The sequence below is a fragment of the Gordonia gummivorans genome, from assembly GCF_022513585.1.
Classification (GTDB): Bacteria; Actinomycetota; Actinomycetes; order Mycobacteriales; family Mycobacteriaceae; genus Gordonia.
On the sequence record NZ_JAKWBF010000001.1, the window covers coordinates 1 to 26,861 of the forward strand.

22 protein-coding genes are annotated in these 26,861 nt (G+C 67.5%); 7 read left to right on the top strand and 15 right to left on the bottom strand.

Annotation, left to right across the window (positions count from 1 at the left end; genetic code table 11):
* Positions 1-163: 163 nt before the first annotated feature.
* Positions 164-1,183, bottom strand: coding sequence for an isopenicillin N synthase family dioxygenase (locus tag MKW15_RS00005; protein WP_240854906.1), 1,020 nt, complete (start codon positions 1,181-1,183; stop codon positions 164-166).
* Positions 1,180-2,316, bottom strand: coding sequence for a glycosyltransferase family 4 protein (locus MKW15_RS00010; protein WP_240854907.1), 1,137 nt, complete (start codon positions 2,314-2,316; stop codon positions 1,180-1,182). The genes MKW15_RS00005 and MKW15_RS00010 overlap by 4 nt, the downstream gene beginning before the upstream one ends.
* A 209-nt stretch (positions 2,317-2,525) precedes the next feature.
* On the opposite strand from MKW15_RS00010, the gene MKW15_RS00015 reads away from it, so the two are divergent.
* The gene (locus tag MKW15_RS00015; protein ID WP_374245926.1) at positions 2,526-3,266 is read left to right on the top strand and encodes a class I SAM-dependent methyltransferase; all 741 of its coding nucleotides are present in this window, start codon (positions 2,526-2,528) and stop codon (positions 3,264-3,266) included.
* A 7-nt stretch (positions 3,267-3,273) separates the two neighbouring features.
* On the opposite strand, the gene MKW15_RS00020 is transcribed toward MKW15_RS00015, so the two are convergent.
* The 8 genes from MKW15_RS00020 to MKW15_RS00055 form a co-directional block, all read right to left on the bottom strand.
* Complete coding sequence (locus tag MKW15_RS00020; RefSeq protein WP_240854915.1) at positions 3,274-4,038, bottom strand: hypothetical protein; 765 nt, start codon at positions 4,036-4,038, stop codon at positions 3,274-3,276.
* A gap of 39 nt (positions 4,039-4,077) precedes the next feature.
* Complete coding sequence (locus tag MKW15_RS00025; RefSeq protein WP_240855537.1) at positions 4,078-6,636, bottom strand: ABC transporter permease; 2,559 nt, start codon at positions 6,634-6,636, stop codon at positions 4,078-4,080.
* Positions 6,637-6,653: 17 nt separating this feature from the next.
* Entirely contained in the window at positions 6,654-7,541 is an 888-nt protein-coding gene (locus MKW15_RS00030) for an ABC transporter ATP-binding protein (protein ID WP_240854916.1), read from the bottom strand.
* 76 nt (positions 7,542-7,617) lie between these two features.
* The gene (locus MKW15_RS00035; protein WP_240854917.1) at positions 7,618-8,628 is read right to left on the bottom strand and encodes an esterase-like activity of phytase family protein; all 1,011 of its coding nucleotides are present in this window, start codon (positions 8,626-8,628) and stop codon (positions 7,618-7,620) included.
* Between the two features lie 56 nt (positions 8,629-8,684).
* A complete protein-coding gene (locus tag MKW15_RS00040; protein WP_240854918.1) occupies positions 8,685-10,511 on the bottom strand; it encodes a phosphoenolpyruvate carboxykinase (GTP) in 1,827 nt (608 codons plus the stop codon).
* Between the two features lie 209 nt (positions 10,512-10,720).
* Complete coding sequence (locus tag MKW15_RS00045) at positions 10,721-11,113, bottom strand: DUF6802 family protein (RefSeq protein ID WP_240854919.1); 393 nt, start codon at positions 11,111-11,113, stop codon at positions 10,721-10,723.
* Positions 11,094-12,644 (bottom strand): GTPase domain-containing protein, encoded by a 1,551-nt coding sequence (locus tag MKW15_RS00050; RefSeq protein WP_240854920.1) that lies wholly within the window; start codon positions 12,642-12,644, stop codon positions 11,094-11,096. The genes MKW15_RS00045 and MKW15_RS00050 overlap by 20 nt, the downstream gene beginning before the upstream one ends.
* Positions 12,641-13,528 carry a hypothetical protein gene (locus MKW15_RS00055; RefSeq protein WP_240854921.1) on the bottom strand — a complete coding sequence of 296 codons (888 nt, stop codon included), beginning with the start codon at positions 13,526-13,528 and terminating at the stop codon, positions 12,641-12,643. The genes MKW15_RS00050 and MKW15_RS00055 overlap by 4 nt, the downstream gene beginning before the upstream one ends.
* 89 nt (positions 13,529-13,617) lie before the next feature.
* On the opposite strand from MKW15_RS00055, the gene trmB reads away from it, so the two are divergent.
* From trmB to MKW15_RS00070, 3 genes are all read left to right on the top strand, one after another.
* Complete coding sequence (gene trmB, locus MKW15_RS00060) at positions 13,618-14,397, top strand: tRNA (guanosine(46)-N7)-methyltransferase TrmB (RefSeq protein WP_240854923.1); 780 nt, start codon at positions 13,618-13,620, stop codon at positions 14,395-14,397.
* A complete protein-coding gene (locus MKW15_RS00065) occupies positions 14,394-15,071 on the top strand; it encodes an NYN domain-containing protein (protein WP_240854925.1) in 678 nt (225 codons plus the stop codon). Before trmB ends, MKW15_RS00065 begins: the two co-directional genes overlap by 4 nt.
* 129 nt (positions 15,072-15,200) lie before the next feature.
* A complete protein-coding gene (locus tag MKW15_RS00070; protein ID WP_240854927.1) occupies positions 15,201-18,452 on the top strand; it encodes an MMPL family transporter in 3,252 nt (1,083 codons plus the stop codon).
* Here MKW15_RS00070 and MKW15_RS00075 read toward each other — a convergent pair.
* Positions 18,449-19,705, bottom strand: a complete 1,257-nt coding sequence (locus MKW15_RS00075) for an AI-2E family transporter (protein ID WP_240854929.1) — start codon at positions 19,703-19,705, stop codon at positions 18,449-18,451. The genes MKW15_RS00070 and MKW15_RS00075 overlap by 4 nt on opposite strands.
* A gap of 55 nt (positions 19,706-19,760) precedes the next feature.
* Here MKW15_RS00075 and MKW15_RS00080 point away from each other — a divergent pair, with 55 nt between their 5' ends.
* Together MKW15_RS00080 and MKW15_RS00085 are read left to right on the top strand one after the other, a co-directional pair.
* Positions 19,761-20,933 carry a lysylphosphatidylglycerol synthase transmembrane domain-containing protein gene (locus tag MKW15_RS00080; RefSeq protein ID WP_240854931.1) on the top strand — a complete coding sequence of 391 codons (1,173 nt, stop codon included), beginning with the start codon at positions 19,761-19,763 and terminating at the stop codon, positions 20,931-20,933.
* A gap of 51 nt (positions 20,934-20,984) precedes the next feature.
* The gene (locus tag MKW15_RS00085) at positions 20,985-21,437 is read left to right on the top strand and encodes a DUF3054 domain-containing protein (RefSeq protein ID WP_240854932.1); all 453 of its coding nucleotides are present in this window, start codon (positions 20,985-20,987) and stop codon (positions 21,435-21,437) included.
* Positions 21,438-21,443: 6 nt separating this feature from the next.
* Here the strand turns inward: MKW15_RS00085 and MKW15_RS00090 are convergent, their stop codons facing one another.
* Positions 21,444-23,078 (bottom strand): NTF2-like N-terminal transpeptidase domain-containing protein, encoded by a 1,635-nt coding sequence (locus tag MKW15_RS00090; RefSeq protein ID WP_240854933.1) that lies wholly within the window; start codon positions 23,076-23,078, stop codon positions 21,444-21,446.
* A 195-nt stretch (positions 23,079-23,273) separates the two neighbouring features.
* Here MKW15_RS00090 and MKW15_RS00095 point away from each other — a divergent pair, with 195 nt between their 5' ends.
* A complete protein-coding gene (locus tag MKW15_RS00095; protein ID WP_240854934.1) occupies positions 23,274-24,011 on the top strand; it encodes a pirin family protein in 738 nt (245 codons plus the stop codon).
* Positions 24,012-24,123: 112 nt separating this feature from the next.
* Here the strand turns inward: MKW15_RS00095 and MKW15_RS00100 are convergent, their stop codons facing one another.
* The 3 genes from MKW15_RS00100 to MKW15_RS00110 all read right to left on the bottom strand — a co-directional run bounded on the left by MKW15_RS00100 (position 24,124) and on the right by MKW15_RS00110 (position 26,855).
* Positions 24,124-25,350 (bottom strand): alpha/beta hydrolase family protein, encoded by a 1,227-nt coding sequence (locus tag MKW15_RS00100; protein ID WP_240854935.1) that lies wholly within the window; start codon positions 25,348-25,350, stop codon positions 24,124-24,126.
* A gap of 75 nt (positions 25,351-25,425) precedes the next feature.
* Positions 25,426-26,130, bottom strand: a complete 705-nt coding sequence (locus tag MKW15_RS00105) for a sterol desaturase family protein (protein WP_240854936.1) — start codon at positions 26,128-26,130, stop codon at positions 25,426-25,428.
* Positions 26,127-26,855, bottom strand: coding sequence for a FadR/GntR family transcriptional regulator (locus MKW15_RS00110; RefSeq protein WP_240854937.1), 729 nt, complete (start codon positions 26,853-26,855; stop codon positions 26,127-26,129). The genes MKW15_RS00105 and MKW15_RS00110 overlap by 4 nt, the downstream gene beginning before the upstream one ends.
* Positions 26,856-26,861: the final 6 nt, after the last annotated feature.

Consider the following 26,861-nt stretch of genomic DNA (forward strand, 5'->3'; position numbering starts at 1 on the left):
AGATGCGGTGGCTCCGACCGCGCGACAACGCTGGTGCGGTGACGCAACGGCATCCGCATCGTCGAAGAGAGTAGACGGGAAGAAACTCTTCTATTTTCCGCAACCCGCCACCCTGAGCCGCCGTGTATCCCGCATGTCAGAGCCGCTCATCGAGCGATTCGGATCAGTACGACGTCGGTGCGCCTGCGGGCCGAATGCCGTGGTGGCGCAACGCGACGTCGGGATGCGCCCGGGTCCGCGACTTCCAGGCGTTCTCGCCGTAGGTGTTGAAGATCGGGTTGTCCGGGTCGAGTTCGACCCCTCGCGAGTGCCGGGCAAGCTCTCCCGGGAGTTCGAGGACCGGAATCTGGGCGTCCAGACCAGGATTGAGGAAGTACGGGATCGAGATCCGGTCTCGTCCCGGCCGTGGTGCGAGCACGCGGTGGCGGGTGGCGCGAAGGTAACCGCCGGTCGCCACCTCGAGAAGTTCGCCGATGTTGACGATGAACGCGCCGCGGCGTGGAGGCACGTCGATCCACTCGCCGTCGGGCCCCTCCACCTGCAAACCAGCGGTATCGGGTTCCACGAGCAGGAGGGTGAGGACCCCGGAATCCTTGTGTGCCCCAACACCCTGCCGGTCTGATTCGGAACCGGGATAGCGGACCACCTTCATCAGGGTTGCCGGGCGATCGGCGAATGCGTCGTCGAAAACCGTCACCGGTGCGCCCAGTGCGGCCGCCCAGTGGCCGAGCAATTCCCGTCCGACTGCCGCCAGATCCTCGGACCACTGTTCGAGCGCAGGGCGCAGCTCCGGAAGCGCCGACGGCCACAGGTTGGGACCCTGCAGGTGCCAATAGCCTTCGGCCCCTTCGATTGCCGCTCGCTCGGGGCCGATGTCGATCTGCTCGCGCCAATCGACGGCACCGTTCGTCAATTCCCCACCGAGCCGCGAATAGCCGCGAAACTGCGGACTTCGCAACTGTGAGATCTCGTCCTTGTCGGCGTCCGACAGCGAAAAGAAACGACGCGCAATGTCGATCAGATCGTCGAACCGCCGCTGTTCGATGCCGTGCCCGACGAGATAGAAGAAGCCCAGCCGGTGAGTGGCTTCGAGCAGATCGGCCCTGAATGGGTCCGGGTCGTCGGCCGCAACCGCGAGGTCAAAGATCGGCAGCGACGACGCCGATCCGTCGGTGGTACTCAACGACACACCTCGGCGAAGACATCCAGGAAGCCGTCGCAGGTCGCCGACCACGAGTATCCCTGCGACTTGACTCGGGCTGCGTCGCCCAGACGCCGGGCCTCCGCGTCGTCCTCGATGAGTTTCCTTGTGGCGCTGAGGAGCTCGTCGACTCCATCGACCAGAAGCCCGGTCCGACCGTGGTCGATGGACTCGTGCAGGCCGACGGAACTGCGGTAGCCGATCGTCGGCACACCATGCTGCGCCGCCTCCACCACCGCTAGACCCCAGCCCTCCTTGCGGGACGGCATCAGGTGCACCCGGGCGGCGGACAGGATCTCGTGCTTGCGACGCTCGCTGACGTGCCCGTGGAAGGTGACCGCGTCATCGAGCCCGAGACGGCTTGTGGTGCTGCGCAACTCGCCATCCCACCATCCGCCGCCGATCACGTCGAGGTGCACTTCGAGGCCACCCCGTCGCAGATCCGCGGCTACCGCAAGGGCGTCCTCGACCTGCTTGTGCGGCACCAGGCGCGAGAGCACGCACAACCGCACCACCCCTTCGCCGGAGGAACGAGCCGCCGCGAGGCCGTCGGGAAGCGGGTCGATGCCGTTGCGAACCACGGAGATCCGCTCGGCGTCGACACCCAACTCGACCAGCTCCTGCATGGACGGGGTCGACACCGTGACGTAGCGGTTGCGCCGATGCAGGCGAGGAGCCACTCGCGACTCCAGGAACCAGCCCAGTCGGCCGAGCAGGCGACCCGCGACGGGCCACTGCTCACGGTGACAGTGATGCACCAGGACGACGGTCGGCGCCGGACTCACCATCGAGGCAAAGAACGGGATTCCGTTCTGGGTGTCGACAACGGCCTGCGGTGCCGTCGCGGCCAGCCGGCCGAGTCCCATCCGACCCGCCAGCATCATCGCCGCCACCCGCGGGTAGACAGAGATTCGACCGCCGACGCGGACGAACCGGATACCGTCACGCATCTCGTTGGGTGCCGCACCCGGATAGGCAGAAGTCACAAAGGTGACGCGCACGCCGCGTCGGACCAGTTCGGCACCGACCCGTTCCAGGTAGGTTTCACTTCCGCCGCCCTGCGGGTGGCCGGTGTCCCGCCAGCACAGCAGCAGGACCTCAGATGGTGGATGCATTGCGTGTCAGCCTACCGACGACGTCGCAGAAGTGGTTCCGGGCGCCGAACACGTCATCCCCTCCACGCCATGTGCGACGGCCCGGAACCTTCTTGCTCTCCCCCGATGCCGATAGACTCTAATCGATAAGTTACTGGCGCGTCTACAACGGAAGTTGTAGACATAATCGCGGTCGAGGAGCAGAACACCACCCCATGCCGGCACGTGACATGGCCGCTCTGGCGACATTGCGACGGGCGGTAGGACTCCTCAACGACTTCCGCTTCGAGCAGTCGGACCCGGCCCGCTTCTACGGCGCACTGGCTCGCGACACCCGCGACATGGTTGCCGCCTTCGCCACCGACGACACCGGGCTCTCCGGGGCGGTCATCCTCGACGTCGGCGGTGGTCCGGGGTACTTCGCGGACGCGTTTCGGGAGGTCGGAGCCCATTACCTCGCTCTGGAACCGGACCCCGCCGAGATGCATGCGGGCGGACTCGAACACCGGGGAACCGTGCGTGGCTCTGGACAGAATCTGCCCTTCGCGGACGATTCGATGGACATCTGCCTGTCGTCGAACGTGGTCGAACACACGTCGCGACCCTGGGAGATGTGCGACGAGATGCTGCGAGTGACGCGCCCGGGCGGCCTGACCATCGTCAGCTACACCCTGTGGTGGGGGCCGTTCGGCGGCCACGAAATGGGGCTCACGCACTATCTCGGCGGCCACCGCGCGGCGCGGTGGTACACGCGACGCCACGGTCATCCACCGAAGAATCTCTTCGGCACCTCGCTGTTTCCCGTAACCGCCGCCCAGGGTTTGCGCTGGGCCGCCACCGCGCGGGACAACGCCGACCTCGTCGCCGCCTTCCCGCGCTATCTGCCCAGGTGGATGTGGTGGGTCATGCGGGTGCCGGTGCTGCGTGAGGTGCTGGGCACCAACCTGGTCCTCGTTCTGCGCAAGCGCTGACGCCGGGCTACTGCAGCGGCGCCGCACACCGCAGCGGGAGCGGTGACGGACCGCTGGTCGCCGACGAAAGTTGCTCACCGTTGCGCATGATCGTGCACGTCACCGTGCCCTGAACGACGATCGCCGTGAGCTCGGCGTTGTCGCCGCCCACACGTACCGACAACGACCACGGCGTGCCGGTGCTCGCCACGAACCCGCGCCGACCGGAGGCCTCGTAGCTCAGCGTGATGACGCTACCGCCACCGGTCAGCTGGTAGGTGACCTGATCCGACGGTGCTGTCGAGGTGGGCGACGAGGTTGTCCGAGTCGTCGTGGTGGTTGTGGTCGTCGTCGTTGAGCTCGATTTGCTCGACGGTGCGCTGCTCGTCGTCGACGACGCTCCTGCCGTCGTCGACTCGTCGCCACCACCTCGCAGGATCAGGAACGCGACGATCCCGATCACCACGAGCGCCGCGACGACCGCGAGCACGAGCCCCACGGTGCGCCCGGTGTTCTTGTACGGCTGCGGGTCGGCGCCGTAACCGGTGGGCGGGTAGCCACCCGAGGGTCCGGCGTTCGTGTAGGCCTGTGACGGCGGGGCCGGTTCGGCGAACTGGCCGTACTGGTCGGTGGGACCTGTCATCGGGTCGGGCTGGGGCGGTACCGGGTCCCCGATCGCCGCCGGGTCGGTGTTCGGTCCGAACTGGCGTGTCTCGGGATGTTGCGGTGTATTCGACGGTGGCGGCGGCTGCTGCCGGGGATCGCGTGGATCGTCCTCGGGTGGTCGCGTCATGCGGACGATTGTGCCAGGCGCCTCGATCCACCGACTGCACTACGGATCGGCGATGGCCTCCAACGGTCCGGTCCGCGCGGCACGCACCGCGGGCCACACCGCGGCCAGGACGCCCACCACGGCCCCGCCCACCAGCGTCACCACGATCAGGATCCACGGGACCTGGGGCGCACCCAATCCCCACTTCGCCAGGGTCCGAACCAGCGCCCAGCCGATCGCACCACCGAGGATCACACCCATCACAGCGCCGAAGACAGATATCAGCACCGACTCGACGTAGATGCCGAGCTGAACCTGGGAACGCACCATGCCGATGGCCCGCAACATCCCGATCTCGCGCTTGCGCTCGATCACCGACAACGCGAGCGTGTTGATGATCCCGAGCACCGCGATCAGCAGCGCCAGCCCGAGCATCGCGTACAGCGTGATCAGCATCTGATCGATCTGCTTGGTGATGGTGCTCTTGAACTGCTCGCGATCCTGCACCTGAGCGATCAGGAACGAATCGGTGGCATTCTCCAGATTGGTGCGCAGGGTGTCGAGATCCGTTCCAGGCGTTGCCTTCACGAAGATGGCGACACTGGCCCGGGCCGGCGGCGGCACCAGCTTCTCGTACACCGCCGCACCGAGCATCCACGGTTGCAGCGATTCGTTGTCGGCGTACACCCCCGAAACGGTGACCGGGATCTTGGTGCCGTCCGACCCGACGAACGTGACGACGTCCCCGAGCCGCCAGCCGAGCGAATCACGGCTGCGTTCGCTGACGAACAACCCTTCGGGCGCAAGGACATCCGACGATCCGTCGACCATGTCCACCGATGCCACGCTCGCCACCGGAGAGCCGAGGGGCGAATAGCCGGTCACCGACCGCTCGCCGCCGGCCTCCTCGACCTGGGCCTGGACAATCCCGAAGGAAACCCAATCCTGGACTCCGTCAACATTTTTCACCGCATCGGCAATTGCGGCAGGGAGAGGCGCCTGGTTGGTGCCGGCGATGATGTAGTCGGCGGTGACCCCGGTGTCGACGGCGTCGTCGACCGTTCCCTTGAAGGATTCGCCGAGAATCCCGATCACCGCGACCAGCATCAGGCCGAGGGTCAATGCGAAAGCCGTTGCGGCGGAACGGCGCGGATTGCGCACGGCGTTGGTGCGGGCCAACCGGCCGATCGTGCCGAACGGCGCACCGACCACCCGGCCGAGAGCCCCGACGAACGGCTGCGAGAGGGCAGGTCCGGCGAGCACCGTGGCAAGGATGATCGCGCCGGCACCCGCGGCGACCGTCAGCACCGGTCCGAGTCCCTCGCCGGTCGCACCGACGACCAGGGCGACCACGCCGGCCACACCCACGACCGCACCGATGATCGTGCGGGTTCGCAGGGACGCCGAACCCTCTGTGGCACTTGCGCGCATCGCTTCCACCGGAGGCACCCGGGATGCCCGGGCCGCCGGCACCCATGCGCTGACCATGGTGACGACGACACCCACCGCAATGGTGGCGACGACCGCGGGGATGGTCACTTCCAGGGAGCCCGCGGGCAACCCCGAACTCGAGGTGACCAGGGCTTTCAGTCCCGCGGCCAGACCGATCCCGATCGCGAGTCCGATCAGGCCGCCGATGATGCCGACGATGAAGGCCTCGAACAGGACCGACCGCGACACCTGCCGCCGGCTGGCGCCAACCGCCCGCAACAGTGCGAACTCCCGATTGCGTTGTGCGACAAGCATCGAGAAGGTGTTGTAGATGATGAACGTGCCGACGATCAGGCCGATGGCGGCGAACGCCAGCAGAATGTACTGGAAGATGTCGAGGAACTGGTTGACCTGATCCTTCTGATCCTGTCGGACCTGATCGCCGGTCCGGATCTCGAGCCGGTCCGCGGCCGGTCCCAGCGCGGTCCGCACCCGCTCCACGAGCTGCTCGGGCGTCACCCCGTCGACCGCCGACATATCCACCAGCGCAGCGTGTTTGCCGTCCGAGAAGAGCATCGACGCGGTCGCCGCGTCGAACTGGACATTGACGTATCCGCCGGTCGAGGTCGGCAGGTCGATCAGGCCGACCACCGTGACCTCGCGCGGTGGCGCATTGCCCTGGCCCACGACGATCTTGGTCTTCGAGCCGACCTTCAAGTCGCCGGCGTCGGCGGCGGTCTCGTTCAACGCGATCTCGCCGGCATTCATCGGCGCCCGACCACCGGTCATGATCCGCGAATCGGCAGCCGAAATCGCCTCTGCGGGCGGAATGTAGGCGGTACCCACGCTGGGGGCGCCACCGGTCTGCAGCGCCTTGCCCTCCGAATTGGCGATGGTCACCAGACCGCTGTTGTTGACGACGAGCTTGTCGATGCCGAGCTCGGCCGAACGTTGGCGGAGCTGGTCCACCACCGTCAACGGCACACCCGCCGACTGCGGATCAGACGGGGTGATCTCCACTGCGACGCCCTGCGCCGCGTTGTCGAAGATGTTGGTGAACGCGTTGGAGATGGTGGTGGTGAAGACGATCGTGCCGGCCACGAAGGACGTGCCGAGGACGATCGAGAACACCGTCAGAAACAGACGAAGCTTGTGCGCCCGCAGGTTTCGCAGGGAAACCCGGCGCATCACCGAGGTGGCCACGTTCAGCGCGCCTCGTCGAGGTCGGGAGCCTCGTGTTTGCCGCCTCCGGAGATGACGGGTTGGGCGGCGGCTTCGGTGGCACTTGTATCGGCCGCGGTGGCGGGCACGTCGTCGAGGTGACGCATCACCTCGAACACGTCGTCGGCACTCGGGCGGGACAACTCCCGGACGATCTGACCGTCGGCGAGGAACACCACACGATCGGCATACGACGCGGCGCGCGGATCGTGGGTCACGATCACCACCGTCTGGCCGAACTCGTCGGTGGCGGCGCGCAGAATGCTCAACACCTCACCCGAGGAACGGGAATCGAGGTTGCCGGTCGGCTCGTCGCCGAAGATGATCGCCGGCTTGCCGATCAACGCGCGGGCACAGGCGACGCGCTGCTGCTGCCCGCCCGACAACTCGCTGGGCAGATGGCCGAGCCGGTCGGTGATCCCCAGTCGTTCGACGACGGCGTCGAACCACTCCTTGTCGACCTCGCGGCCGGCGATGTCGACGGGCAGTGTGATGTTCTCCGCGGCGGTCAGCGTGGGCACCAGGTTGAAGGACTGGAAGACGAAACCGATACGGTCGCGCCGGAGCATCGTCATCGCCTTGTCCGACAACCTCGTCAGGTCGACGTCGCCGATCTGCACCCGGCCCCCGCTCGCGACGTCGAGTCCGGCGAGGCAGTGCATCAGCGTCGACTTACCCGAGCCGGACGGGCCCATGATGGCGGTGAACTCGCCGGCCCGGAACGAGATCGTCACACCGCGAAGCGCTTCCACGGCGGTGTCGCCGGAACCGAAACGCTTGACGAGGTTCTCGGCACCGGCCGCGATGGTCGGAGCGGAGGTGACGAATCCTCCACTGGGCGGGTCGCTGGAGGGCGGTTGACTTGAGGTCATGGGTACCACGGTGCCAAATCCTCGACGGGTTGGCCATCCGTGATCACCCTGAGTCCACCCCCGGCGGTCATTGCGCTCAGCGCTTCGGGAATCGGACCTCGAGTGCGTGTACCCGCGGCGGGACGCCCAGGCCGTCGTTGGTCACGACGAACAGCACTCGCGCCCGGTACTTCAGCCACGGCCGGTCCGGCAGCCAGTTGCCCCAACCCAGACCCGACATGTTGCCCGCACGCAGTCCGGGCAGCGGTGCGGTGGAGAAGATCGGAACCTTGGGCATCGCGACCTCGCGGCCACTCAGGCGCGCTTTACCGGTCACCGACTGTGCGCCGCGCGTGGTGGTCCAGAAGATCCGTGTTGCCCGGCCCTTCCCGCGTTCGAGCACCAGATAGTCGGTCTTGTTGACCGCGACGACGTCGGCGGCCAACTTGTCGCCGTCGGTGCGATACACGAACTCGGTGGTGCCGCGGCCAGGCCAGATGAGCAGGCGCGCCGAATGAGCCGGATCCTGTTTCAGCCCACCGGCGGTGAGGGTGCTGATCATTCCCGAGCCGGGTGCGACGGCGACACCGATGAGTCCGCGCCGCGGGTCGAGTCCGGTGTTCTTGGCCTTGCGGTAGGCCTGCGGCAACGGCAGATCACGCACCTGGTTGCCGAACGGGCCGAGGAGCCGGACGAACTGATGTGCGCCGCCGCTGGCGACGACAAATCCGTTGCCGCGGCTGCGCACACCTTCGAACTGCGCTGCACCCGGCATCATCGGCATGAAGCCCGGTCCCAGGATCGGACGGCCGGCGAGCGACACGGTCGCGCGGCCGAAGGCTCCGGTCGACGAGAAGAACGGAATCCGGGCGTCGAAGTAGCGGCCGAGACCCGCCGAGGCGATCATGATGTACTCGCCGTCGGGTTTGCGATCGATTCCGGTGATCCCACCGAGCGTCGGGACCGGGGTGAAACCCGTGGAACTCAGATAGAACGAGGTGACCCGGGGTGCCGGGGCGCTGTGCGCCGGCGCGGCCGCCACCGGCGTGATCATCAGGGCCACGATGCCGACGACGACCATCGCCGCCCCCCACAAGCGGAATCTCATAGGGGGAGACGATACCTCAGCAACCTGAGGGCGCCCCGGTCCAAACCTCGACTCGATCAGCTGAGCCGCTGCTTGAGACCGTCGAGCTCGTCGCGCAGGGTCGTCGGCAGCTTGTCACCGACGAAGTCGAAGAGCTCCTCGATCAGCGGCAGCTCGCGGCGCCATTCGTCGGCGTCGAAGGTGAGTGCGGCCCTCACGTCGTCGGCCGGTGTGTCCAGGCCGGTGACGTCGATCTCCTCGGGCTTCGCGACGATACCGATCGGTGTCTCGGTGCCTTCGTTCTCGCCCTCGATCCGGCCGATGATCCACTTCAGCACACGGCTGTTCTCGCCGAATCCGGGCCACAGGAAGCGGCCGTCGTCGCCGCGTCGGAACCAATTGACGTAGAACACCTTCGGCAGTTTGGTCGCGTCGGCGTTCTTGCCGAGGTCCACCCAGTGCTGCAGGTAGTCGCCGACGTGGTAGCCGATGAACGGCAGCATCGCCATCGGGTCGCGGCGCACGGTGCCGACCTTGCCCTCGGCGGCGGCGGTCTGCTCGGAGCCCACCGTGGCGCCCATGAAGACGCCGGTCTGCCAGTCGTGTGCCTCGGTCACGAGAGGCACCGTGGTCTTGCGGCGGCCACCGAACAGGATCGCCGAGATCGGCACGCCACGCGGGTCGTCCCACTCGTCGGCCAGCGACGGGCACTGCGAGATCGGGGTGCAGTAGCGCGAGTTGGGATGGGCCGCCTTGTGATCGGACTGGGGCGTCCAGTCGTTGCCCAGCCAGTCGGTGAGGTGATCGGGGGTGTCACCACCGATGCCCTCCCACCAGATGTCGCCGTCGTCGGTGAGTGCGACGTTGGTGTAGAGCGTGTTGCCCGCCTCGATGGTGCGCATCGCGTTCGGGTTGGAGTCGTCGCTGGTGCCGGGTGCGACGCCGAAGAACCCGAACTCCGGGTTGATCGCGTACAGGCGGCCGTCGTCGCCGAACCGCATCCAGGCGATGTCGTCGCCGACGGTCTCGGCCTTCCAGCCGGGAATCGTGGGCTGGATCATCGCGAGGTTGGTCTTGCCGCAGGCGCTCGGGAAGGCAGCGGCCACGTAGTAGACCTTCTGCTCCGGACTGGTCAGCTTCAGGATCAGCATGTGCTCGGCCATCCAGCCCTCGTCGCGCGCCATCACCGAGGCGATGCGCAGCGCGTAGCACTTCTTGCCGAGGAGTGCGTTGCCGCCGTAGCCGGAGCCGAACGACCAGATCTCGCGGGTCTCCGGGAAGTGGGTGATGTACTTCTCGGTGTTGCACGGCCACGCCACGTCGGCCTGACCCGGTTCGAGCGGCGCGCCCACCGAATGCAGCGCCTTCACGAAGAAGCCGTCCTCGCCCAGGAGGTCGAGCACCTGCCGGCCGACGCGGGCCATGATCTTCATCGACAGGACGACGTACTCGGAGTCGGTGAGTTCCACACCGAGCTTCGGGTCGTCGGAGCCGAGCGGGCCCATGCAGAAGGGGATGACGAACATCGTGCGGCCGCGCATCGATCCGCGGTACAGCTCGGTCATGGTGGCGCGCATCTCGTCCGGTGCCACCCAGTTGTTGGTGGGTCCGGCATCGGCTTCGCTCTCCGAGCAGATGTAGGTGCGGGACTCCACACGGGCGACATCGGCGGGGTCGGACTTGGCCAGGAACGAGTTGGGTTTCTTCTCCTCGTTCAGCTTGACCAGGGTGCCCGCCGAGACCAGATGCTCGGTGAGGCGGTTCCACTCCTCGTCACTGCCATCCGACCAGACGACGCGGTCGGGCTGGGTCAGTTCGGCGACCTCGGCGATCCAGGCCAGCAGACCTGCGTGTTTGGTCGGTGCGCTGTCGGGATCCAATCCGGGAATTGTCGCTGCGGTCATAGCTGTGGTGCCTCCTGGGAGCTGGCGACCGGCTCGACTGATCGCCAAGGGGTGATGTCGTCGTAGCTCAAGGATACGACGACCGAACGGGCGCTAGGTGCCAGGGTACGCAGATGCGGGATATGCCACATTCAGAGCCATCAGGACGTTTTACCCTGGTTGGGCTGCGAGTTTGATGATTCATTCAATCCGTAAACCTGTCTCGCCGGTCAGTTGAGCCGTCCCGAGTCGGTCGGAACCCAGGTGCCGGTCTCCGGATTCAGCACCGCCGATCGGAAGTCGCCGTTGGCGTTGATCTCGGTGATCTTGTCGACCTGACCGTCCCGGTCGCTGTCGGTGTAGACGGTGAATCCGTCGGGTCCGTTGCGGGTCAGTGAGTCGTTGACACCGTCGTTGTCGGTGTCGACCTCGGCCGGTCCGAGGTCCCAGATCCGGCCCTCGTCCTGCATCCACAGGTGTGAGTCGAGATCATCTGCCGGGGTGAGGTCACCGGCCGACGCGTCATGTGCACCGCCCGGCTGCTCTCCCGGCAGTGACTCACCAAAGGCGGACTCACCAAAGGCGGACTCACCAAAGATCGGCTCACCGAAGATCGGATCCATCGGATACTCCTTCCTTCACCATTCCTGCTTTCCGGCCGCGCACCGACTCGGCGAGCGCCGATTGCGCGTCCACCAGCACCTGCCGCATCGCACGTGCCACCTCACGCCGGCGTCGGACCTCGACCTCCGAGTCGCGCAGGCCACGCGCACGCTCGTCGAGAGCTGCGACCTCGGCCGCGACCAGTCGGGTCCGGCGATCGTAGGAACGCGCGATCTGACCCGCGATCCGGGTCTCGGCACCGGCGACTCGTTGGCCGATCTGGTGGTCGACGCGGGAGCGGACCTCGGCCAGCACCTCAGACACCCAGCCACGGGCCGCCGCGCGTGCGGTTGCGCCACGTCGCATCCTGATCACCCACACGGCGACCGCCACGCCCAACACCAGCGTGAGGGGCATGCTGATCCACTGCAAGGTCTGCACCGACGCCATCGGGGTGACCACCAGCCGACCAACACCGAGGCCGGTAGAGGCCCCGATCAGCACGACGAGCGCATCCTCGGCACCTCGCCGGGCGTCGGTGGTGTCCCGGCTGGGCCCGACCTCGACGCGCCAGGACTCCTCGTCGGCCGGCTCGGTATCGGTGTCGAGGCCGATCAACGCACCCGCCGACACCTCCTCGATCCGCTCGTCGGTGGCGCTCGACACCGCCGCGGCAAGGTCATCGAGCCGGGCACTCAGTGCCCTACGCCGCTCGGCGGGCCCGATGTCCAGACCGGCCAGGTCCGAGCCGATCGATCGCAAACCGGCCTGCACCTGCGACGACGATTCCGCACGCACCCGGTGCAAGCCCGCGCGCACAGCCGTCAGCCGATCGGTTCGTCCGCGGTCGCGGGATTCGACCAGGCGGTGCCGACGTCGCATCAACTCGTCGAGTCGGTCGGGTTCGGTGGCGTCGAGTTCGTCCAGCAGATGTTCGACGGCACCCTGTGCGGCCGCCAGCCTCGCCCGGTGACGGCGTATCTCGACGGGTGCCGACATTTGTTCGCGCAGCCACTCGACCAGAGCCACGACACCCGACTCATCGAGCCCGCCGGACATCGCGGCCACCCCCGACACCGCGAACAGCGGCAGGGACTCGTACGGATCGAGCGTCCTACGGTGGCTGCGCAGGACGCGCGGCCATTCCCAGAACGCGTCGATCTTGGTGCACACCAGCCCGACCACCCCGTAGGCGGCGCGCAGGTCGTCGAGGAGCTGCAGTTCCTCGTCGGCCACCGATGACGAGGGGTCGACGACGAGCACCGCGAGACCCGCCGCGGCGGTGGGCGTGCGCTCGACGAGGTCCAGGTCGGGGGCGATCGACCGGCAGGCATCGATGAGGACCCGGACGCCGACACCCGGCGTGCCGGCCACTACCACCGTGGTTCCCGTCCCGTCGACCCGTGTCGGGTCGAAGCCGGTGAGTTCGGTGGTCCGGCCGAGCATCGTGCCGACACTGTCTGGATCTGCCCCGCTCGCTTCGCTCCCGGCGGCATCGAGATCTGCCCCGCTCGCTTCGCTCCCGGCGGCATCCGCGGCGGTCGTCGTCATGAGGCCACCTCCGCGGTGGTGATGTGGCCGCCGGCGAGCAGCGCTTCGGCGGTGTCGCGATCCAGCCCGGCCGCGGCCGCCCGTTCCACCGCGGCACGGAGTTCGATCTGCCGCCACCCTCGCACCACGCCGATGTGCCCGCGGATGGGTTCGACGAGGTCGGCGATACCGCTCGCCGCCTGCAACGAACGATTCAGCGCCTCGACGTCGGCGGCCGCCGGCGACCCGGAGCCGATCAGCGCCAAAGCCAGGTCGATGCCGAACTGATCGAGGCGGCGCAGGAGACCGACACGCATCTGGCGCGCGGCCGAGCCGGGCGGACCGGACAGGAACCGGCCGGCCATCGACGGCATCTCGACGCCGTCGGCGACCCAGGCGCGCAGCTGCGCGAATTCGTCGTCGTCGAGATCGGCGCAGGCGAGCAGTGCCGACACGGTGAAGACCCGGGTGCGCAGCACGTCGGCAGCTTTCGCTGCGATCTGTACCGCGGTGTCCCAGTCGCCGTGGGTGTCGGCCTTTCCCAGCACCACGATCCGGCGGTCGGCCGGCAACCGGCGCACCGCCCCGACATCCGCGCGGCGCGGCAGCCCGGCCAACACATACAGCCACAGATCCGCGTCGGCGGCTGAGTCGTTCTCTCCCGGCCCGATCACGCTGAGCGACAAGCGTTCCCGCAGGGCACGGGCCATGGTGTCGCGACCCACGCCGTCTCGTCCGAGAACCTGCACATGCAGCGGGGCAAGGTAGCGCCGCCCGGCAATCTCCAGCGTCGACCGCAGCGGTGAACCCGCCTCGACGAGTGACTCCAGCCGCCCGGCGTCGGCCGCGCGGGTGAGCACATCGGGGGCGTGACCAGGTGGCCCAGACGTCACCGTCGGTCCCATCGCGCCACCCCCGCCCTCTCGGCCACAGTGCTGGCAGGGTAACCGCTACGGCGCCGCGCCGACGCCCGGACCTCCACAAGCCCGGCGTCATGCGCAACGATGGGCTGGTGAACAACAGCGCCGAACGTGCCCGCCTGTACCCGCGGGTCACCAGCTTCCGGTTCCGGCGGGGCACCCTGACACCCGGCCAGCAGCGCAATTGGGACACCCTGTGGCCGGTGCTCGGCCGGGATCTGGCCATCGGGACCGACCGCATCCCCGAGCCGGTCCTGGATCTGCCCACGCTGTTCGGCCGGCAGGCGCCGACCGTCCTCGAGATCGGTAGCGGCACCGGGGTGTCGACCGCGGCGATGGCAGCGGTCGAACCAGACGTCGATGTCCTGGCGGTCGAGGTCTACCGACCCGGTCTCGCACAGTTGCTCGGGCTCATCGATCGTGGCGGGCTCACCAATGTGCGGATGATCCGTGGTGACGCGGCCATCGTCCTGACCGAACTGATCGCGCCGAGCAGCCTGACCGGGATCCGACTCTTCTTTCCCGACCCGTGGCCCAAATCGCGTCATCACAAGCGACGCTTCGTCCAGTCGGGCACGCTCGAGTTGATGGCTGACCGACTCGTCCCCGGCGGTGTCCTGCACATCGCGACCGATCACGCCGGATATGCCGAGTGGATCGCCGAGGAACTCGCCACCCAGGACCCGAATCGCCCCCATGTGGTGCAACTCACCGGGGAGACACCGATCTCACTGGAGCGGCCGACCACCAAGTTCGAGGGACGCGCCGAGCGTGAGGGACGCGACGTCAACGAGTTCGTCTACACGCGGCCGGTGCCACGGCAGACCGGCACCGCCGGCGAGGAGCAGTCATGACCGAACCGAACAAGAACGCGACCGGGTTCGCCGAGACCATCGCGGGCGCGAGCCAGACCCGGAGAATGCTGTTGGTCTGGGACGCCCCCAACATGGACATGGGGCTCGGCGCCATCCTCGGTGGCCGGCCCACGGCGGCACATCGTCCGCGATTCGACGCGCTGGGCCGCTGGTTGCTGCAACGCACCGCCGACGTGTCGGCGAGCCTGCCCGACGGCGCTGCCGTGGAGCCCGAGGCAACCGTTTTCACCAACATCGTGCCTGGTAGCGCCGATGTTGTGCGGCCCTGGGTAGATGCGCTGCGCAACGTCGGCTACTCGGTGTTCGCCAAGCCCAAGCTGTCCGACGACAGCGACGTGGATCCCGACATGCTCGACCACATCGCACTTCGCAGGCAGACTGTTGGGTTAGCTGGGGTGATCGTGGCGTCCGCGGACGGCCAGGCCTTCCGCGAACCGCTGTCCGATGTGGCCGCCGACGGGGTGCCGGTCACCGTCATCGGATTCCGCGAACACGCCAGCTGGGCCCTGACCGCCGACGACTTGGAGTTCATCGACCTCGAGGACATCCCCGGCGTCTTTCGTGAGCCGCTGCCACGCATCGGCCTCGACTCGCTCCCCGACGAGGGTGCCTGGCTGACGCCGTTCCGCCCGTTGAGTGCACTGTTGCGCTGAGGCGACCCCGTCCCAACACCCCCTATCGCCCTATCGCTCAGCCATACCTCAGGCGGCGCTGCGAGAATTCGGCGCTAGCGCTCAGACCCCGACCTATCAGACCCATCGGGCATCGAAAGGAGAACCAGCGTGTTCGGAGCCATCGGCACATTCGTCTACCGGATGCGCTTCGCCGTCATCGCGGTGATGATCGCGCTGATGGCCGGCCTGGGACTCTACGGCCTCGATCTGGGTAAGCATCTGAGTCAGAGCGGCTGGTTCGATCCGACGTCGGAATCGGTGAAGGGTTCGCAGTACGCCGACGCCGCGCTCGGGCGCGATCACCGCTCCGACATCATCCTGCTGATCACGCCGCCCGAGGGCACCACCGTCGACAACCCGGAGTTCGGGGCCAAGGTCGAGGACTTCGTCAACGACCTGATCGCGGCGCATCCCGACATCGTCAACCGGCAGGACCCCGGCATCATCGACCCGTTCCTGCAGCAGGCGATCCAGCCCGCCATCCAGGAACGCGCGTTCACCGACGACAAACGGCACGCATTCATCAGCATCGGCGTGGCCGGCAACGACGACACCACGGTGCTGAACAACTACAAGACGATCGAACCGTTCTTCGACGACATCGCCGAGCGGTTCGGCCTGCAGGGCACCACCTTCGAACTGGCGGGTCTGCAACCGGTCGCGGGCAGCATGGCCGACGGCATGGACGAGGACATCCGGCGCGCCGAGGTGATCGCGCTGCCGATCGTCGCGATCATGCTGTTCTTCATCTTCGGCGGCGTGGTGGCCGCCTGCCTCCCGGTCCTGATCGGTGGTCTGACCATCGCCGGGTCGCTCGGCATCATGAAGGTCTTGGCGCTGACCACCGAACTCAACATCTTCGCCCAGTCGGTGGTGACGCTGATCGGGCTGGGTATCGCGATCGACTACGGCCTGTTCATCGTGTCCCGGTTCCGCGAGGAGCTGGCCGAAGGCTATTCCACCAAGGCCGCGGTCCGAAGAACGGTGATGACGGCCGGACAGACCGTCGTGTTCTCGGCGACGATCATCGTCGCTGCTCTCGCGTGTCTGCTGATCATGCCGCAGGGCTTCCTCAAATCGGTTGCCTACGGCGCCATCGCGTCGGTGTCACTCGCGGCGCTGTTGTCGATCACGGTGCTGCCGGCCATCCTCAGCATCCTCGGGCCGCGCATCGACGCGCTGTCGATCCGCACCCTGATGGGCTGGACTGTGATCCCGGTGACGCGCAAGATCTTCGGCGACAAGCGGGCCGACGCCATCGACAGCCGGTTCACCGGTCGCATCAAGACCCGCGCCGATGTCGAGAACGGTTTCTGGGGCAAGTTGTCCGGTTGGGTGATGCAGCATCCGGTGGCGACCGCCGTCCCGACCGTCCTGCTGCTCCTGGTGCTGATCATCCCGTTCGGCGGCATCCAGTTCGGCGGCATCAGCGAGAAGTACCTGCCGCCGGACAACGCGAACAGGCTGGCGCAGGAGCACTTCGACGAGTACTTCCCGACCGAGCGCACCGAAGAGATCAAGCTGGTCATCGTCTACGATCCCAACTCCGCGGACTACGACTACAAACTCCAGTCGATCGCCGACCAGGCGAACAAGATCCCCGGTTTCACCAAACAGTTCTCGACCTCGCCCAACGACTCGCAGTCCGCGCAGTACCCGGGCTCGGACGCGTGGATCTTCCAGATGGCGGCGGGTCTCGAGGACCGCGACACCGCGGCGCAGGCGATCAAGGATCTGCGCGCCATCGACACGCAGGGCCTGCAGATGTATGTGGCGGGCACCCCAGCCCTCACGCAGGATTCGATCGACGCACTGATGAGCCGGCTTCCGCTGATGGCGGTCCTGCTGGTGCTCGTGACCGGCTTCCTGATGTTCCTGGCGTTCGGGTCGATCGTGCTGCCGATCAAGGCGGCGCTGATGTCGGCGCTGGGCCTGGGCTCCACCCTCGGCATCCTCACCTGGATCTTCGTCGACGGTCACGGCGCCGAGATCGCCAACTTCACGCCCGGCCCGCTGTTCGCGGCCGTCTTGGTGCTGATCATCGCGATCGTGTTCGGCCTGTCCACGGACTACGAGATATTCCTGTTGTCACGCATGGTCGAGGCGAGACAGAAGGGCGCGAGCACCACCGAGGCGGTGCGCGTCGGTACCGCCCACACCGGACGGATCATCACGGCGGCCGCAGCCATTCTCGTGGTGGTCACCGGCGCGTTCGGTCTGTCCGACATCGTGATGATGAAGTACATCGCCTACGGCATGATCGCGGCCCTCATCCTGGACGCCACCGTCATCCGCATGCTGCTGGTGCCGTCGGTGATGAAGCTGCTCGGCGACGACTGCTGGTGGGCGCCACGCTGGATGCGCGTCATGCAGCAGAAGATCGGTCTCGGCGAGACCGTCCTCGACGATGAGCCCGACGAGATGCGCGACAGTGCCGCGGCCGCCCGCACGATGAGCGCGGGCACACTCGCCGCCGAAGCCCCGACCTCGGTCATGGAGCGCCCGCGGGTCGCACGCCCCGCAGCCATGGGTCCGCCGCCGGGCCGCGGACCGTCCGGACGCATCCGGCGCGAACAGCCCGAGCCGGCGACGGTCGCGACCAGCCGCCCCGTACGCGGGCGGGCGGTCGGGGCCCCTGGACCGGCCCGACCGACCACCCCAGCTCCCACCACTGCAGCTCCCACCACTGCGGCACCGATGGCTGCCCCCACCACTTCCGTGCCGGCCGCTGCCCCCACCCGGGGTGGACCGGCTGGACCGCCGCCTGGGAACCCACCGCGCCGGCCGACGCCGTATCGGCGGCCGACGACCGGTCGGAATTCCGGCCCGGACACCGGTGGCTGGCGACTCGGGGACGGCGGAATACGTCTCGGCGATCCCCAGCCGGCGACATCGCAGGCACCTCAACCGCCCGGACCCCCAGCGGCGCCGACCCAGGGACCCGCGCCGCAGGGGCCCGCGCCGCGCACGGCACCCGCGCCGACCGCCGGCCCGGCTGGGCCGAGTCCGGTGGGGCCGGGTCCGGTGGGCGCCCCGCCGACTTCACCCCCGCCGGACTCACCACTGCGGCGTCGGCCGACCCTCAACGACACCGGCAAACGCCCGTTGGCGGCGTCGCTGTCGCCCGAGCGAACCTCGCCACCGCCGCAGCAACCGCGCGGAACCGGCGACCGGATGGACCGCGGTTTGTCGCCCGATGCCGTGCCGTCGGCTCCGACGGATTCGGCGCAGAGTCGCGAGACCGCCGATTCCGACGCGCCGGTGTCACGGCGCTCCCGCACCGACCGGCATGCGCGCTCCGAGGACGGCGGACAGATCAGCGTTCAGGATCTGTTGCGGCGCAGCAAGTCCGACTCCTAGGATCGCGGTTCCGGCGGGTCGTCGTCGGGTAGGACGGCGATGCCGTCGGCGTATTCGGCCCACGTCGGTGCGTCCCCGCTCGGTCCGATCCCGCCGGTTTCGTCCCACATCGGTTTGTCGGGTTCGGCCACGTACATGCGATCGTCCGACGACAACCGCCCGTCGTCGGGCGAGGGTCGTGTGCTGGCCAGGTGGCGCACGGCGGTGTTGAGGAAGGCGATCAACGGCACCGCGAGCAGACCGCCGATGATGCCCGCCGACACGATGCCGGCCGCGATCGCCAGCACCACCGCAACCGGATGCAACCGAACCGAACGGCCGAGGAGAAATGGTTGCAGCACATGGCTTTCCAGCTGCATCACGCCGATCACGATGGCGAGGGTGATCACCGCGGCGATCCAGCCGTTGGTCACCAGGGCGACGATGACGGCCAGCGTACCGCTCACCAACGCGCCGACGATCGGGATGAACGCGCCCAGAAACACCAGCGACGCGAGCGGCAAGGCCAACGGAACCTGCAGGATCGCCAGTCCCACACCGATTCCCAACGCGTCGACGAGCGCGACCACCACCGTTGCCCGGACATAGCCGATGAGGGTTCCGAACCCGGCGATCCCGGCGCCCCACACTCGGCGGCGGCTGGCCGCGGGGACCACTCCGACGAGAAACCGCCAGATCTGGCCTCCCCCATAGAGAAAGAAGATCAGCAGGAAGACGGTGAGCAGGGCGCCGGTCACGATCTCACCGGCTGTGGTCGCGGTGGCGAGCGCCCCCGAGGTCACCTTGTCCTGGTTGTGTTGCACGACGTCGAGGACGTCGGTTCCGGCGTTGCCCACCTGATCGGCGTTGATGTGCAGGGGGCCGTCGATCAGCCACTGCTTGGTGCGGTCGACGGTCAGCCGCACCTGGTCGGCGAGTTCGGGTACGCCCCGGACGAATTCGCGGATGACAAAGGTGAGGACGGCGGCGAGCAGACCCAGCGCGACGACGATGACACCCAGCACCGCCAACGATCGGGGCACCCCGCGCCGATCGAGGGCGTCGACCACCGGCACCAGCATGGCCGCGCCCAGCACGGCCAGCGCCACCGGGACCAGCACCTGCTCGAACTCGGAGAAGATCAGCAACAGCACGTAGGCGGCCGCTGCGATGACGAGCAGCCGCCAGCTCCACTCGGCGGTCGCACGAACAAGCGGGTGCACGCGGGACCGATCGAACACCGCCGGGTCACGTGTGGAATCGGAGTCCGTCACCCCATCTACCGTAGGCTCATCGGCGGGGCAAGGGACATGCCCTAGGGTGTCCACTATGTCGTCGGAGGAAGCTGCACCCCGCAGCGCCCCGGCGCGGCCACGCTTCTGGTGGGTGCGCTGGACCCTGCTGGCGATCGTCGTGACCGTGCTCGCGGTCGAGATCTATCTCATCTGGCCGAAGCTCGAAGAGACCTGGTGGCGGATCGACGACCTCAAATGGCCGTGGATTCTCGCGTCGATTCTTGCGGCGCTGCTGTCGATGGACAGCTTCGCCCAGGTCCAACGCGCACTTCTGCGGTCCGCCGGCGTGGTCGTCAAGCAGTGGCAGTCGTTGTCGCTGATCCTCGCCGCGAACTCGGTCAGCCAGACGATGCCGGGTGGCCAGGTCCTCGCCCCTGCCTTCACCTATCGGGAGACCCGCAAATGGGGGGCGACGCCGGTGGTGGCGTCGTGGCAGGTGGTGATGTCGGGGTTGCTCGCCGGCATCGGCCTCGCGGTCCTCGGACTCGGTGGCGCGGTGCTCGCCGGGGCAAAGACCAGTCCATTCTCCGTGTTCTTCTCGGTGGCCGGGTTCCTCGCCGTGGCACTCGTCCTGCAGTTCTTGGCCAGTCATCCCGAGTCGTTGCGGTCGACGGGTATCCGGGTGCTGGGCTGGGTCAACCAGCTGCGCAGCAAGCCGGACAACCATGGCATCGACAAGCTGTTGGAGACCCTCGAGCAGCTGCGCGCGGTGCAGCTCACCAAGCGCGACACCTCGATCGCGTTCGGGTGGAGCCTGTTCAACTGGGTTGCCGACGTCGCCTGCCTGATGTTCGCGTGCTGGGCGGTGGGCGCCCATCCGAGCATCTCGGGTTTGATGGTCGCCTACGCCGCGGGCAAGGCGGTCGGAACGGCGGTCCCGCTGCTCCCGGGCGGCATCGGCGTGGTCGACGCGGTGCTCGTCCCGGCCCTGACCAGCGCGGGAATGCCGGCGACCGACGCGCTGACCGCCGTCCTCGTCTACCGGATGATCAGCTATGTGCTGGTCGCGGCGATCGGCTGGGTCGTGATCATGGTGATGTTCCGGCACCGCATCAAGACCGTCGACACACTCGAAGAAGAGATCACCCGCGACGAGGTCGCCGACCCCGACGATCGCGTTCAGGACGAATCCGACGATCCCGACCCACCGTGGGACGCCCCGCCATCCCCCGAGTCATCCCCCGATCGAACGACCGATGACCGCTGAGCGCGATCCTGACGTGCCAAGCGCAGCGCCGAGACGCTACCGTAATCCACCATGGCGAGTTCGGACACCGTAGAGCACACGCTCGCCCCGATGCGCGGGGTGGCGTCGGCACCGGTCGCCGCTCTCATCGACGCCGCAGCCATCACCGTTTTCGCCCTCATCGGGCGGGCCAGCCACGAAGAGGCCCTGTCGTTGATCGGCGTCGTGCAGACGTTGTGGCCGTTCCTCGTCGGCTGCGCCGCCGGCTGGTCGGTGACCTATGTGTACTCGCATGTCCGGTCGAGCGACTTCTTCGGCCACGATTTCCGCCCCGACCGGGTGGTTCCGGTCGGTCTGGTGATCTGGTTCTGCACGGTCACCGTCGGGATGATCGTGCGCTACATCCTGCACCAAGGCGTGGAAGTCGCGTTCGTCGTCGTGGCGGCAACCTTCCTCGCGCTGTTCCTGCTGGGATGGCGCCTTGCGTTCGCGGCACTCGCGCGACGCGCTCAGCGCAGTTCCTGACTCGCGCTACTTGATGGTGAAGTACTTCTGCGCCACCTGGAGTGCCGCCGTTCCCGACTTCGGTCCCTCGGTGTAGACGACGATCACCTTGCCGCCCTGCAAGCCCACGAACCATCCGGGGCCCTGCGGGCCGTTGGTGCCGACCAGTGCACGCAGGCCGGGCGCACGGGTCAGGTCACTCGCGTCGCCCTTCTTCGCGGTCAGCACCATCGCACGCTGGATCTGGTTGATCAGCGCCGGATCCAGTTCGCCGAGCGAACCGCCGACCACCTTGGTGGGGACGCCCTTGATGACGAAGGGCGCCGTGGACGTGAACTGTCCGGCGCCGCCGCGTGCGAGCGCCACACCGAGGGCTGCCATGTTCATCATCGACACGGTCTGACCGTGCTGGAAGTCGACGGTCGTCACGCCGGGCTGCCCTGGCATCGGCGCACTGGCACCCGGCACCGTCAGCTGGACGCCGAGCCCGAGCCGGTCGAGGATGGCCTCGCTGGACTCCTGGTTGGCCGCTGCCGCGCGTCCGACCGCGTCGAACACCGGATTGAGCGTGGTGCCCACCGGGAAGGCCTGGTCGACGTTGATGTTGCGTTGAGCCGCATAGGTGTTCTGGGCCATCCCCAGGATGCCGCCGGTGACGGCGTCGAGCGCGAGGATGGTGGCGGGCTGTCCGACCTCCACCGCGGCGTCACCGAGGGTGAGCTGCAGTGACTGATCGACGGTGGTGAACACGCTCGGCCCGGCCGGACCCTGCTCGCCGACGAGCTTGCGCGGCTTGATGCCCGGACCGACCATCTGTACCTGCCAGCCGGCGGTCGCGTCGCGGATGGCCTGCCAGTAGTTGGTCAGCCCCGACTCGAGCGGCGACATGAGTCGACGGTCGGCCATCACGAGGGCGCCCGCCTTGTTGACGGTGACCCCGGGGATACGAGCCGGGTTGCCGGCGAGTACGCCCATGTCGGAGTCGCGCAGCACCACTGCCGTGACCGGCCTGCCGGCCGCCTCGTCGAGCTTGTTGGTGATGATCTGCGCGGTGACGAGCGGGGCGATCGGGGCGATGGCGCGTGCCAGCGCGCGGGCGGAGTTGTCCGGGTTCCGGGTGCGGGCCGGGTCGAGGATGAGCTCGTTGACCGGCTGCAAGACCATGAACGCCTTGCCGGTACGGCTGCGAACGGACGGTGCCGGGGTCGCGTCGGTGCGGATCTCGCGCAGCATTCCGCCCGCGGGCAGACCCGGATAGATGATCGACGGTTCCCACGTCACCTTCCACCCGGTCGAGAGGTGTCGGGCGGTGCCGTTGCTGGTGGTCTCGAACTTCCGGCCCTTGTCCCAGGTGTAGGTGGTCTTGAGGGCGAACGACGCCGTGCCGTCGCTGTATTCGACGGGGTTGCGCACCTCGACGTGCACGCTGTTGGCCCGCATCGCCTGAAGGGTCGCGGTGAGCGCCTCCCCGGCCTGACCAGGTGCGGTGGTGAACTGCGCGGCACCACCGGCATCCTGTTTGTTCAACGCGGACGCATAGCCTCTCATCGCGGCTGCGGCCCCGGTGTCGTCTGTTCCGGTGATTCCACACGAGGACACAGCGACAGCGATTCCGAGCGCGGCACAAGTCGCGAGGATCGCGCACTTGACCCAGATCTTCATGTTCACAATTTTCACTCTTGTCACACGCGATTTCGATCCCTTGAGCTTCCATTCGGGGATCGGAGCGGTCACAATCGTGTCTCGCGGCGCTGTTCGTGCGGGGGTGACGGCCGGCCGGGAATGGCGTGGGCCGTGCGGAACTCGCGTATCTGCCCTGGTCGCCAGAGCGCGCTCACCGGCTGTCCATAATGGATCATGACGGTTTCCCTGATCCGAGGACCCGAGCGCGCGGTGACGGCCACCGAGTGGCTGGTGTCCCGCCATAGCTTCTCCTTCGGAGACCACTACGACCCATACAACACCCACTACGGAGTGCTGTTGGCCATTAACGACGATTTGGTGTCGCCGGGCCACGGGTTCGATTCACATGCTCACCAGGAGACCGAGATCGTCACTTGGGTAGTCGAGGGCACGCTGGTTCACCGCGATTCCGCGGGGCACTGCGGGGTCCTCTATCCCGGCCTCGCACAGCGGATGAGTGCGGGTTCGGGCGTCCGGCATTCCGAACGCAACGACCCCTGGCCCGACCTCTCCGATTCCGGCCGCTCGCCGGTGCGCTACATCCAGATGTGGGTGATGCCCGACAACCACGGTCTCGAGCCGTCGTACGAACAGGCTAACGTCTCCGACCTGCTTCGTCCGGGCAAACTCGTGCCGGTCGCCTCCGGCGAGGACGGTGTCGACTCCGCGATCCGTATCGCCAACGCCGGCGCGACCCTCTACGCGGCGCGCCTGACACCGGGGCAGTGTGTCGAGGTTCCGCCGGCACGCTTCACCCACGTGTTCGTGACCGCCGGCGAGGTCGTGATCGGCGACGATCGGCTTGGCGACGGCGACGCCCTGCGCGCCGACGACGCCGACGGGCTGGCCATCACGGCGACCTCCGACGCCGAGGTCCTCGTCTGGGCGATGAACAAGCGACTCGGCGAGTAGCGCCCCGACCGACTCGCCCGGCCAGGAATCGAGTCGAGTTGGAGAACGCGAGTGCTGCAGCACTCGCGTTCTCCGATTCGGCACCGGTTGTCGCGAGTCGTGTCCCTCTCGGTCAGGCCAGCTTGACGTCGAGCCAGTCGAACATGCGCTGGTCGGTCATTGCGCGGGCCATCGGCTGGCAATGCCAACTCGCCCCATCGGCGGCGGTGAACTCCATCAGTTCCGCTCCTCCTCCGACCATGCCGACGAGCCGAGCCGACTGTCCGGGCCAGAACTGTTCGTGTTCCGGAGCAGTGACCAGCATCGGGGTTCTGATCTGGGCGGCGAGTTCGTCGGTGAGCCGGTACTCCTGGACCGCCACATAGGTTTCGAAGTATCCAGTGGCACCATAAGGCCTTGCCCGCCAATCGAATTCACGCTTCGTTGCCGAGCTGAGCTTCATTCCGATACCCATGTCGCGGTCGAATGAGTCACGCTTGCCCGCAGCGAGTTCCGTGCGCAGTGGGCTCGGCAGCTTGTCCATCCAACTCGTTGCGACGTCGACGACGCCGGGATCGGCGATGGCCGCACGATACCGGTGCTCGAAGGCAAGCGAGCGCGGCACCCAGTAGCCTGCCTGCGAGATTCCGTACAGCGCGAGACGATCCGAGTCGACGCCGGGTTGTTGCAGTACGACATCGGTGACCGGCGTCAGCACCGCTTCCCAGTCGGGCCGGAACGGTATCTGGTGTTCGAACAGCATGGATTGCTGACCGGGCCCGTCGAACATGACGACGTTGTACCCGCGTTCGAGCGCGCCGCGTGCGGCGGCACTCCACTGACCGGACACCGCGCCGTCGCTGCCGTTGATCATGACCAGCGTGGGCCGGCCGCCATCAGGGTGCAGCGGTGCGAGAAACCAGCCCGGCAACGTCGTGTCCTCGTACGGGATCGTGAGTCGATGAGCATCGAACGGGCCGTGGTCGATGAACGATTCCCATGCGGCGCGATGCTCCCGGAACACCGGCAGCCGCTGTTCGGCGGTGGGCAACTCGTCGACCGCGTCGACCGCCATCGAAAGATAGTTCGCCGCACGTAGGTACGCCCATGCCGCGCTGACCCGGTGGCCGCCTGCGGCGCTGGCGTCGGCCTCGTGGCGCACGCGCCGGCCGAGTCGGAGCCAGGCGTCGAACCAGGCCTGTCCGCCGCCCTTGAGTCCGCTGATGGTGGCGAGAACCTCGCCAACGTCGGCGCCGCCGGCGTTGGAGGTGCCGAGCAGGCAACGGACGGAGTAGTCGCGGCCCTCGTCGGAATAGAAGCCGGTGTCGTAAGCGGTATGTGTTGCGTGAGGTAGTTGCATGCCTTCGACTCTGCAGCGCGGCCGATGGCAACACATCCGTCAACTGACGCAGATTTCGCCGCCAGACGTCGACCGTCAATCGGTGAGCGCGTGAAGGTTCTTCGCGGTCGGCGACTTCTCCACCGACTCGGGGTCGGGATAGGTCTGCAGTAGACGGTCGGCGGTTCCCGACGTGGTGACCGTGAACCAGTAGTGCTCGTTGCGGTAGTGATGGAAGCGATGATTGCGCCAGGTCGCCCGGTAGAGGCGGGTCTTGGGTTTGTAGTCCGTGTGGATCAGGTAGTGCGTCCACTCGTACACGATGCCCAGAAGTCCGAGAACCACCATGAAGGTGAGCCCACGTTCGACGCTGCGAAAGAGCACCAGCCCGACCACGAGCGCCGCCACCAGCACCGGTATCAACGCCCGCCACGGGATGAAGATGAGCGGGATGTCGCGCGGATCCTGATGGTGCTCACGGTGTTTGCGCGCGAGCAGGGTGTCGAGGGTGACCGGCCCGAGCCGCTTGGGCCGCCAGTGCAGGATGAAGACATGGATCAGCCACTCGGCGATCGGGAACACCGCGACCATCACGACGGGTACGACAAGATCCGCGACACCCCAGCCGCCGACCCAGACCCGAGCGACCACGGACGCGACCAGGAATGCCGAAATCATCCAGGGCGACGGATGTTTCACGAATTCGGCCAAGGCCGACGCGAGGGTCACGTTTCGCCGCGACGCCCGCAGACGACGCTCGTCGCTCTCGACGCGACGCCGCGCCTGATCCGGGGTTTTCATGTGGATTCCACTCCCATCAGTCCTTCGCACATCGCAAGCAGCGCTTGGGTTGCCGGCGCGAGCAATGCCTCGGCGGCGGCTCGGGCGCGGATCGGATCGTGCGACGCGATCGCCTCGACCACCGTCCGATAGCCGCCGAGGTTGCCGACCTCGGGTTCGAGAACCGTCGCCAGCTCGGGCAATACCGGTTCGTAGGCGGCTCGCAGCGAGTTGTACATCAGCCGGAACGCCATCGAGTCGGCGGCGTCGATGACGCGACTCCAGAACTCGAGCGCGACGACCTGCTGTCCGGCTGGATCGGATTCGTTCTCCAGATCGGTGAGCGACGACTCCAGTTGTGCTGCAACCCCATCGGCAGCACGGAGCGCAGCGAGCTCGGCAACCTTCGGTCCGATCAGAGCCCGCGCCTCGACCACCGAGCGAGCGACTCGAGGGTCGAGCTCACCCTGTCGGACAAGGAGTCTAGGCAGCAGATCCAGTCCGCCGCTCGACGCCGGATCGAGCACCCGCGTGCTCCCGCCCTGCCGGATAGTGACCAGCCCTGCCGCAGCGACCCGCTTCAATGCCTCACGCACCGCGGGGCGCGACACCCCGAGCACACGCGCCAGTTCACGCTCACTCGGCAACGACTCGCCCGCGGGCAGTTCGCCGGACAGCACGCCGTCGACGATCTGCTCATAGACGTCCTCGGGCACGCTGCGCGGCGAGATGGGTTCGAACGGCATGGGTGT

Coding starts and splice junctions, on each gene's coding strand:
- MKW15_RS00035 (WP_240854917.1), bottom strand. CDS start 8,628: ATGAGATTCCGCTTGTGGGGGGCGGCGATGGTCGTCGTCGGCATCGTG.
- MKW15_RS00100 (WP_240854935.1), bottom strand. CDS start 25,350: ATGCAACTACCTCACGCAACACATACCGCTTACGACACCGGCTTCTAT.
- MKW15_RS00040 (WP_240854918.1), bottom strand. CDS start 10,511: ATGACCGCAGCGACAATTCCCGGATTGGATCCCGACAGCGCACCGACC.
- MKW15_RS00015 (WP_374245926.1), top strand. CDS start 2,526: ATGGCCGCTCTGGCGACATTGCGACGGGCGGTAGGACTCCTCAACGAC.
- MKW15_RS00110 (WP_240854937.1), bottom strand. CDS start 26,855: ATGCCGTTCGAACCCATCTCGCCGCGCAGCGTGCCCGAGGACGTCTAT.
- MKW15_RS00085 (WP_240854932.1), top strand. CDS start 20,985: ATGGCGAGTTCGGACACCGTAGAGCACACGCTCGCCCCGATGCGCGGG.
- MKW15_RS00065 (WP_240854925.1), top strand. CDS start 14,394: ATGACCGAACCGAACAAGAACGCGACCGGGTTCGCCGAGACCATCGCG.
- MKW15_RS00090 (WP_240854933.1), bottom strand. CDS start 23,078: ATGAAGATCTGGGTCAAGTGCGCGATCCTCGCGACTTGTGCCGCGCTC.
- MKW15_RS00055 (WP_240854921.1), bottom strand. CDS start 13,528: ATGGGACCGACGGTGACGTCTGGGCCACCTGGTCACGCCCCCGATGTG.
- MKW15_RS00030 (WP_240854916.1), bottom strand. CDS start 7,541: ATGACCTCAAGTCAACCGCCCTCCAGCGACCCGCCCAGTGGAGGATTC.
- MKW15_RS00025 (WP_240855537.1), bottom strand. CDS start 6,636: ATGCGCCGGGTTTCCCTGCGAAACCTGCGGGCGCACAAGCTTCGTCTG.
- trmB (WP_240854923.1), top strand. CDS start 13,618: ATGCGCAACGATGGGCTGGTGAACAACAGCGCCGAACGTGCCCGCCTG.
- MKW15_RS00095 (WP_240854934.1), top strand. CDS start 23,274: ATGACGGTTTCCCTGATCCGAGGACCCGAGCGCGCGGTGACGGCCACC.
- MKW15_RS00050 (WP_240854920.1), bottom strand. CDS start 12,644: ATGACGACGACCGCCGCGGATGCCGCCGGGAGCGAAGCGAGCGGGGCA.
- MKW15_RS00010 (WP_240854907.1), bottom strand. CDS start 2,316: ATGCATCCACCATCTGAGGTCCTGCTGCTGTGCTGGCGGGACACCGGC.
- MKW15_RS00105 (WP_240854936.1), bottom strand. CDS start 26,130: ATGAAAACCCCGGATCAGGCGCGGCGTCGCGTCGAGAGCGACGAGCGT.
- MKW15_RS00045 (WP_240854919.1), bottom strand. CDS start 11,113: ATGGATCCGATCTTCGGTGAGCCGATCTTTGGTGAGTCCGCCTTTGGT.
- MKW15_RS00020 (WP_240854915.1), bottom strand. CDS start 4,038: ATGACGCGACCACCCGAGGACGATCCACGCGATCCCCGGCAGCAGCCG.
- MKW15_RS00080 (WP_240854931.1), top strand. CDS start 19,761: ATGTCGTCGGAGGAAGCTGCACCCCGCAGCGCCCCGGCGCGGCCACGC.